This window comes from Brasilonema bromeliae SPC951, from assembly GCF_012912135.1.
Taxonomy (GTDB): domain Bacteria; phylum Cyanobacteriota; class Cyanobacteriia; order Cyanobacteriales; family Nostocaceae; genus Brasilonema; species Brasilonema bromeliae.
The window spans coordinates 1-8,339 of sequence record NZ_QMEB01000270.1; the positions used below are offsets into that span (position 1 = coordinate 1).

Sequence of the window (8,339 nt, forward strand, 5' to 3'; positions counted from 1 at the left end):
GACAGCAGCCTAAGTATGGTTGTAAAAATATCTTAATATCTTGACTGATAGCCTGCTCTGCCAGTGCGACTTGGGCTGGAATATCTTCCATCACATGAACTCCTGGCAGTAGAAATAGTGGTTGGATTTTGAGACTATGACATCCAGAATCTAAAGCATTCTTAGCAAATTTTATGATTTGCTGATGCAGGGGTTCGGGATTTAGTTCCAAGTACGCTGTACCGACCAAGGTTTCACATTTCAACTGAGAAGTTATACCTCCAGTTGTCATAGTGACTAAATCGCTTTGTATTTTATGACATAACTGTTCTGCCAGATGTTGCATAGCAATTTCCGGACGCGGATCGTGACTCCCGTGGGATACCAGCAGATATGCAGATGCCATTAGCAAGGACGTTACGTCAAATGTTTCAGTTTATTAAATATAGCGTAGGTTGAATTAGGTGACAAAATGACTATTAGCCAGGAGCTGTTAGTTCCTGGCTGTTGTAAGGATTAATTGAGAATCTTGTTAGATAGCGACTTATTTCTCAGCTTTCTTTTGTTCTGCAACGGGGTCAGCAATGTAACGGAAAGTTGGTTCAGAGTTCCAAGGACCGCGCTCATCCTTACCGTTGCTAGACAAGTTGTAGTAAATGTCTACAGTGCTATCAGGTTGGATATTACCGAAGAATGGGTCAGTTAACTTACCCAAAGAGTCCAGCGCCTTCATGAACATTTGAGTATGAGAAATTTCCCGCGTCAGAAGATGAACAAGTGCTTCTTTGGTTCCCTCATCTGGGGCTAACTTAATCAATGCCTCATAAGTTTGACGTGCACCAGCTTCAGCAGCAATATCAGCACGCAAATCGCGTACTACGTCACCACCTTCATTAATATAGGCTGCTGACCAAGCTTGACCTTGACTATCTAGTAAGTGAGGTCCTACACCCCGCACAGCAAACAAGGTACTTTTGTAAGCTTCAGTTTGGTCAGCATTTTTGGTATGAGATTCGATGAGCTTACCAATCATTTCTAAGTGGCTAAACTCTTCGATAGCAATATCTTGCAACATATCCTTAATTCCAGCGTGTTCGCAGTGTAAGGACTGTGTCCAGTATTGCAATGCTGCTGTTAATTCACCTGTTGCACCGCCAAACTGCTCTAGAAGCAGTTGAGCAAAACGTGGATTTGGATCAGCAATGTTAACAGGTCGAATTGTTTCTTTCTTATGAAAAAACACAATAGTTCTCCTTTCTTTTAGGTATTTGTGCCAATTTCTTAAGAGCTTCGTGAATCAGACTCAAGAAAATCGGAAAATTCCTTACTCTCATTACAAAATGTTAATGGTGGCAGCTTGCTAAAACCTTGATCCTGGGAAAGACTTACTATCTAAGTAGCTCTATCGAAAGTCGCTATTATTTTTATGTAAACTATTGCTTTTGGGCGTTGTATGTGTAGAAATTTTCCAAAGCCCCCACCGTTTCAAATTTATAAGAAGGTACCCAATCATTAAGTTTTAAATCTGTACGGTAAACACTAAAAATAAGAAAATCTTGTTTTTCTGTACTAATAGAGATAATTTCCCTCATACGCGGGTTTGCTGCTTCTAGCAGTTTATCGCAGTTCATTTGTATTAAATTTTCTAATGGATTTTGACTTTTCTTACAGACATTACTTTTCAAATACTCGCTCAGCCTTTGTACTGCATACTCTTCATATTTAGCCTGACTAGGATTTGTATTCGCCATTGCCATACCCAAGACTGATACTGCGACGACTCCCAGGCATGTAATAATAGTGATAGCTCTCATTTGTCTCAACTGCTATTTGCCATAGATATTAGACTCCAGATTAACTGGATCCGTTCCTTTGGCAAAAGCACTTGATCTAGTCAGCAGCTAGTGTTATAATATGGATGTAATGGCGAGCGTAGCCAAGCGGTTAAGGCAGAGGTTTGTGGTACCTCCACTGGTGGGTTCGACTCCCATCGTTCGCCCTGAGGTGATTGTTAGCTGTTGACAAGAACCTGACTTAGCAATCAAACCGAAATCCCCCAACTCAAGCTTGGGGGATTTTGTTAATACAATTTTTAACAGTTATCAGTTATCAGTTATCAGTCATCAGTCATCAATTGCTTGATAACTGTTCACTGCGTAGGTAGCTGTTCACTGATTGAAGGTTAGAGAAATTTTTTGTCTTCATTCTCGAAGGAAACGTCCTTGGCTTTCTACTGAGAAGTTATCCTATCTAGAAAATGCCAAGCAGAAAAATGAAAGTCAACCCACATAAGGCAAGGAAAGAGAAAATAATGATGTTGCCTATACTGTGGTCTTGTACTGTTGCGTGTTGTGGATGTTCAGGCATAAAAACCGACCTTGCTTTAAAGACTATGCTGAAATTATAAATACCTGAACAGATATTTTCCTTGGTAGAATAAAATACTTGACTTTAATTCAATTAAGTTTATCTTTTTCGGTAACTAAAAAATAAAAAATAAACTTTTGTTTCAGTTTTTTCAGTAATGATCACGAAAAAACTGAATAAGACGAAAAGAAGTTTGATTGCTACTCCCAAATATATTTCCCCTCGCAACTTAACTAAAATTTATGTAAGAGTAGCTGTAAAAGTCTATTCTTTGAAGGAAAACGGATTTTTCCAGGATATCTTTAGGTATCTATACTAACAAAGACCATTAGGTAGCTTGATGTTTTCGCGCTTTGTGCTTAACAAAAAGACAATAAAGACTACGCCTTTAGTCAGAGTACAAAATACTCATATATAAGATAAGCGTAAAAAGGTAGAGAGATTTAAAAATACTCACAGTAGTAATAATTGCTAATTGCCAAGGTGTAGTAGTTGTTTATACGATTACCAATGGGCAGTTGGCTATTAGCTATTGCTCAGTCAAACGCTGAATCCAAAACCTACAATTATCTCACAAGTTACCATGTCTGAATTACTTCAAGCTGTGCTAGATAGTGAAGAAAAAAGTGATTTGCGTTCCCTGATCAGCGAATTACGTCAGCAAGAAAAAAAGTACTTGCTGCGAAACGACATACTCAATTTATATGGTGAATATTGCTCTAAGTACGAAAAACCTGAGCAATTTTACACTGCTTCTCACTTAGGAAAACTTGTTTACTACACTCAAGAAATCATTCAAGAGGAATCAAGCCTCTGCTTCATTATCCGCCCAAAGATTGCTAGTCAAGAGGTTTATCGACTGACAGCCAACTTGAGTATAGAACCGATGACGGTTCAGGAACTGTTGGATTTGCGCGATCGCCTGGTCAATCGATACAACCCCAACGAAGGCGACCTCTTGGAGTTGGATTTTGGTCCATTTTATGACTACACCCCAGTGATTCGCGATCCAAAAAATATTGGCAAAGGGGTGCAGTTTCTCAACCGCTATCTATCCAGCAAGCTATTTGCTGACCCCAAGCAATGGCTAGAAAGCTTGTTTAACTTCTTGCGCCTACACCAATACAACGGTGTTCAACTGCTTATCAACCAGCGAATTCAGTCACAGCAGCAACTGTCTGAACAAGTCAAAAAAGCCATCTCTTTCGTAAGTTCTCGTCCCAGTGAACAACCTTACGAAGAATTCCGATTTGACTTGCAAGTGATGGGCTTTGAACCGGGTTGGGGACACACTGCGCAGCGAGTCCAGGAAAGCTTGAGTATTCTGGATGAATTGATTGACTCTCCTGATCCTCAGACCTTGGAAGCCTTCATCTCTCGCATCCCGATGATTTTTAGAATCGTCTTAGTTTCTGCCCACGGTTGGTTTGGACAAGAGGGAGTTTTAGGGCGTCCCGACACTGGCGGTCAAGTGGTTTACGTCCTCGACCAAGCGAAGAACTTGGAAAAGCAACTGCAAGAAGATGCGATGCTGGCTGGTTTAGAAGGATTGAATGTCCAGCCGAAGGTGATTATTCTCACCCGCCTTATCCCCAACAGTGATGGCACCCTTTGTAACCAGCGCCTAGAAAAAGTTTACGATACAGAGAATGCCTGGATTTTGCGAGTGCCTTTGCGGGAATTCAATCCCAACATGACACAAAACTGGATTTCGCGGTTTGAATTTTGGCCCTATCTGGAAACCTTCGCCATTGATTCTGAAAAAGAACTGCTGGCAGAGTTTCATGGTAGACCAGATTTAATTGTTGGCAACTATACTGATGGAAATTTGGTAGCGTTTTTGCTAGCACGCAAACTAGGTGTCACACAGTGTAACATTGCCCATGCGTTAGAAAAGTCCAAATACTTGTTCAGTAACCTCTATTGGCAAGATTTGGAGGAGAAATATCATTTTTCGTTACAATTCAGCGCTGACTTGTTGGCGATGAATGCTGCTAACTTTATCATCAGCAGCACTTACCAAGAAATTGTGGGCACGCCGGATAGTGTAGGACAGTACGAATCACTCAAGTGCTTTACCATGCCGGAACTGTACCACGTTGTCAATGGGATTGAACTGTTTAGTCCCAAGTTTAACGTGGTACCGCCTGGGGTAAACGAGAATGCTTATTTCCCATATACTCGTACGCAAGACAGAGTTGAGAGCGATCGCGCCAGAATAGAAGAAATGCTCTTCACTCTCAAAGACGACTCTCAAATTTTTGGTACTCTTGATGATCCAACCAAGCGCCCACTTTTCTCAATGGCGCGTCTTGACCGTATTAAAAACCTCACTGGTTTAGCCGAATGCTTTGGTCGCAGTCAACAGTTGCAAGACCAATGTAACCTCATTTTGGTAGCGGGTAAGTTGCGTGTAGAAGAATCAGGCGACAACGAAGAACGCGATGAGATTGTCAAACTTTACCAAATCATAGAGCAGTACAATCTCTATGGTAAAATTCGCTGGTTGGGTGTGCGTTTGACCAAATCTGACTCTGGCGAAATCTATCGGGTCATTGCTGACCACAAAGGAATCTTTGTACAACCTGCTTTATTTGAAGCATTTGGCTTGACAATTTTAGAATCGATGATTTCAGGATTACCAACTTTTGCTACGCAATTTGGTGGCCCATTAGAAATCATTCAAGATAAGGTAAATGGCTTTTATATCAACCCAACCAATTTAGAAGAAACAGCCGAAAAACTTCTTGAGTTTGTCCAGAACTGCGAACAAAATTCCAATTATTGGAATCAAATTTCCAAACAAGCCATTGACCGAGTTTTTAGCACTTATACATGGAAAATTCACACTTCCAAGCTGCTATCATTAGCACGCATTTATGGCTTTTGGAACTTTATCTCAAAAGAGAATCGGGAAGATTTGCTGCGCTATATCGAGGCTTTGTTCTATTTAATTTACAAGCCAAGAGCACAACAGCTATTAGAGCAGCATAAGTATCGTTAAGTTGTCAGTCATTTGTCTATTGTCCTTTGAAAAGAACAATAGACAAATGATTATTTTGTCAATTCATACCAAGTTCTTTGACCAACTATGCCATCCACTGGTAAATTCCGTTTGTTTTGGAAAGCTTTAACAGCAGCTTCCGTCAAGGCACCAAAAACCCCATCAGGTCGAATAGTATAACCATTAGACGATAACAACTGTTGCAAGACTTTTACAGCAAGACCTGAGCTACGAAAACTCAAAACTGGCAAAGATTGACTAGTATTTATTTGAGGAACAATTTGATCATTACCTATATCAGTAGCTCTTTGCTTTCTTTGACGAATAACCCTTTTAGCAGAAGGTTCTGAAGCTACTTGGAACCCGAAAAAAGAAGTAGAAGCAAGCATAATCTTCTGACTTTCTTTTAGCGGACTCCTTTGAAAATTTCGCACAGTGTTTTCCCACTCTGCTACCAACTGAGGAATAGCATCAAAGGGCAGAAGCATTTCTGGCTCTGCACATAGATGAAAGCATTGAGTGTCTGTAATCACATCTTCTGTTGTGTCCTTTGCTGCAACCTGAAAATTCTTTGCTCTAAGAATATTAGAAGATATTTTATAAGCAATATTGATTTCTGCTGGATTAAGTATACTTTTGTTTTCTATACTTATGATTGACATAGCAGCTTGAACAGCCATATCAGGCTGCACAAATTCAGGTGGTGTAATTTGAGCAGTTGACACTATCTGAGATAGTTGCCTTTGTGTTAACTTCTCCTGGTTATTGTCTCGCTGAACTAGTCGCAGTTGCGGTGCAATGGTCGGAGATAGTTGTCCTGTTGTTAACACGCTCGTCATCAGCAGGGCAATATCTGTCATTGTATTTCATTTTACTAACACCCATGTTTCCTTTCACAGGAAAAATTGCTGGTGTTCCGGAATAGCCAGGACAGAAAAATAAAAAAATCTCATAAATTCTTTGAAAAGAATCAGCAAAATATAATTCAGCAGTATGTGTTAAGGTGTAATGCATTCAAAATCTGCTGCGGACTTGTGAAGGTCGTCCTTTGTCAAAAGTCATTTGTCATCTGTACTGCTTTGGACAAATGAAAGTCTTCAGATCACGATATGTAGATTATACCGCAGCAGCTTATTTGTCAAGGTATATACAAAATACATAAAATATAGAAGACTCATGAAATCCAAAAGTTTTTTTCCAGAAATCCTGAGGAATTAATTATAAAAAATACGAATTATGAGTTATCAAAAGTTTCACAATCCATAATTAATAGTATATCGACTCAATTTTTGACTAGCCTGACAATAAAGCCCAAGTTCTGGAACCAACGACACCGTCCGCTTTTAAACCGCGTGAACTCTGGAAGGCTCTAACAGCAACCTCTGTCAGCGCCCCGAAAACTCCATCAACTTGAACAAAGTAGCCATTAGAGATTAAAAGTCGCTGTAAAGTTCTTACAGTGCTTCCTGTGTTACCAAACCGTAGAGTAGGTAGACCTGAACTGGAGACAGCTTGCATCTTGACAGATTGTGCTAATGGTTGTATGCCGGGATAGGATGTCGGTTGTGCCTTAGGCTGTGACTCAGACTTTGCTAATGGTTGTTCTTCAGGTTGTGCTTGATGTGCCATAAAATCAATTTATAAAACTATTTTTCATAAATTTCAACCGTATCTATATTGCCAAAGAAATCACTCACCCAGAAGAAGTAGTTTTCGCTTCTTGGCAGTGCGTACATAGGTCAACAGCCAGCATGAGTTGCTCGCTATTATTCTACGGATATTATTCATATTCATGTCATGAACTTTGTTTCCGCATTTTTTGCTAATTTTAATTGAGAAAAATGAGAAAGTGGGGAAAAATAGGAAGATAGGGGAAAATTTTCTCCCCTACTAGTGCAGGCTAAATTTATTACTTTATCAGTTACCAGTTACCAGTTACCAGTGTCGTGTCCCGTTGGATCTAAAACCCTTCTTCACAAATGGAATCAAAAGCCTTAATATAACTTTTGCGCCGCCAGAGAAAAGCTGCACCCAAAGCACCTAAACTTAACAGACCGAATATAGAATCTGATTCCGGGACTTTTTTGACAAGAGTGTCATAAGTGTAGCCGTACTTCCGCCAATCCAGAGTGTCTACCGGTCTGACAATATCATCGGATGCGAGACTTGGTAAATATGGTTTGATATCTATGCTACCAATTGAACCGGGTATAGAATCACCTCCGTCCCAAGGCCACATTCGATCATAGAGATTGTGTCCGTAAGGTTCTGTACCTGGAACAGCATAAAATTCGCTACCTTGGCGACCATTATTCTGCCATTCGGCCCAAAGACGATCTATGTTGGTATGAAGCAGCCAGAAAACTGGGTCGTTGGGAGAACCAAGAGTGTTACTCATGGTGCCGAATGTTAGTATGCGTCGATCCGTCTCGTTTGGATTAGGATTAGCCACACTCCCACCAACCAATCCATGAACGAGGTTATGATTACATGGGTTTTGACATTCACTTTGAGTGCCGTCTGCATCGACTTAAATATTCACGGTGCCAAGGTAAAAATCCCCCATGTTCATGAGCCGCATCAGAACCACTTGCAGGTCCTGTAGAAGGTGTGTCTTGCGGTAACATAACCTGACCACCCAATTGCATGGGGTCGAATGTCATTGCTCCTGCATGAATGGCAACAGTCTCGTCATACAGACTCACGCCCTTGTCATTATTGCCAGGTATGGTTTTTAATGTTTTGATAGCATTAACAAAGTCTGCTTTTTCCTCCGGTGTCAGGTCAAGAACGTTCTTTCTCACCAAGGTGGAAGCCATTGCTGGAATTTCCAACATAGTTATGGCAATAGCCATCCCAACACTTATTGTTGTGATGATTTTTTGAATAAGCTTCATAGTCTTGTCTGTACTTTACTAGAAACGTCTAGAACTTACGCATTGACAAGCAAGACAAAAAGTGCATAAGGAGAATGCAGAAAAAAACAGCG

At 40.4% G+C, this 8,339-nt stretch carries 8 protein-coding genes and 1 tRNA gene; 2 read left to right on the forward strand and 7 right to left on the reverse strand.

Annotated elements, in window-relative coordinates; all coding sequences use genetic code 11:
* The 3 genes from DP116_RS24895 to DP116_RS24905 form a co-directional block, all read right to left on the reverse strand.
* Nucleotides 1–385: sirohydrochlorin chelatase (locus tag DP116_RS24895; RefSeq protein ID WP_169157712.1), on the reverse strand; the 385-nt coding region annotated here is incomplete at its 3' end.
* 138 nt (nucleotides 386–523) lie between these two features.
* Complete coding sequence (locus DP116_RS24900) at nucleotides 524–1,222, reverse strand: manganese catalase family protein (RefSeq protein WP_169157708.1); 699 nt, start codon at nucleotides 1,220–1,222, stop codon at nucleotides 524–526.
* Nucleotides 1,223–1,412: 190 nt separating this feature from the next.
* Nucleotides 1,413–1,793 (reverse strand): DUF4359 domain-containing protein, encoded by a 381-nt coding sequence (locus DP116_RS24905; protein WP_169157709.1) that lies wholly within the window; start codon nucleotides 1,791–1,793, stop codon nucleotides 1,413–1,415.
* Nucleotides 1,794–1,905: 112 nt separating this feature from the next.
* Here DP116_RS24905 and DP116_RS24910 point away from each other — a divergent pair.
* Both DP116_RS24910 and DP116_RS24920 read left to right on the forward strand, forming a co-directional pair.
* A tRNA-His gene (locus DP116_RS24910) sits at nucleotides 1,906–1,978 on the forward strand.
* A gap of 951 nt (nucleotides 1,979–2,929) precedes the next feature.
* On the forward strand, nucleotides 2,930–5,350 hold the full coding sequence (locus tag DP116_RS24920) for a sucrose synthase (protein WP_169157710.1): 2,421 nt from the start codon (nucleotides 2,930–2,932) through the stop codon (nucleotides 5,348–5,350).
* 50 nt (nucleotides 5,351–5,400) lie between these two features.
* On the opposite strand, the gene DP116_RS30215 is transcribed toward DP116_RS24920, so the two are convergent.
* From DP116_RS30215 to DP116_RS29720, 4 genes are all read right to left on the reverse strand, one after another.
* Nucleotides 5,401–6,210 (reverse strand): peptidoglycan-binding domain-containing protein, encoded by an 810-nt coding sequence (locus tag DP116_RS30215; protein ID WP_339381557.1) that lies wholly within the window; start codon nucleotides 6,208–6,210, stop codon nucleotides 5,401–5,403.
* A 433-nt stretch (nucleotides 6,211–6,643) separates the two neighbouring features.
* A complete protein-coding gene (locus DP116_RS30760) occupies nucleotides 6,644–6,979 on the reverse strand; it encodes a peptidoglycan-binding domain-containing protein (RefSeq protein WP_169157711.1) in 336 nt (111 codons plus the stop codon).
* 331 nt (nucleotides 6,980–7,310) lie between these two features.
* Nucleotides 7,311–7,802, reverse strand: a complete 492-nt coding sequence (locus DP116_RS29715) for a tyrosinase family protein (RefSeq protein ID WP_339381558.1) — start codon at nucleotides 7,800–7,802, stop codon at nucleotides 7,311–7,313.
* 52 nt (nucleotides 7,803–7,854) lie between these two features.
* Nucleotides 7,855–8,247, reverse strand: coding sequence for a tyrosinase family protein (locus tag DP116_RS29720; RefSeq protein WP_246275784.1), 393 nt, complete (start codon nucleotides 8,245–8,247; stop codon nucleotides 7,855–7,857).
* Nucleotides 8,248–8,339: the final 92 nt, after the last annotated feature.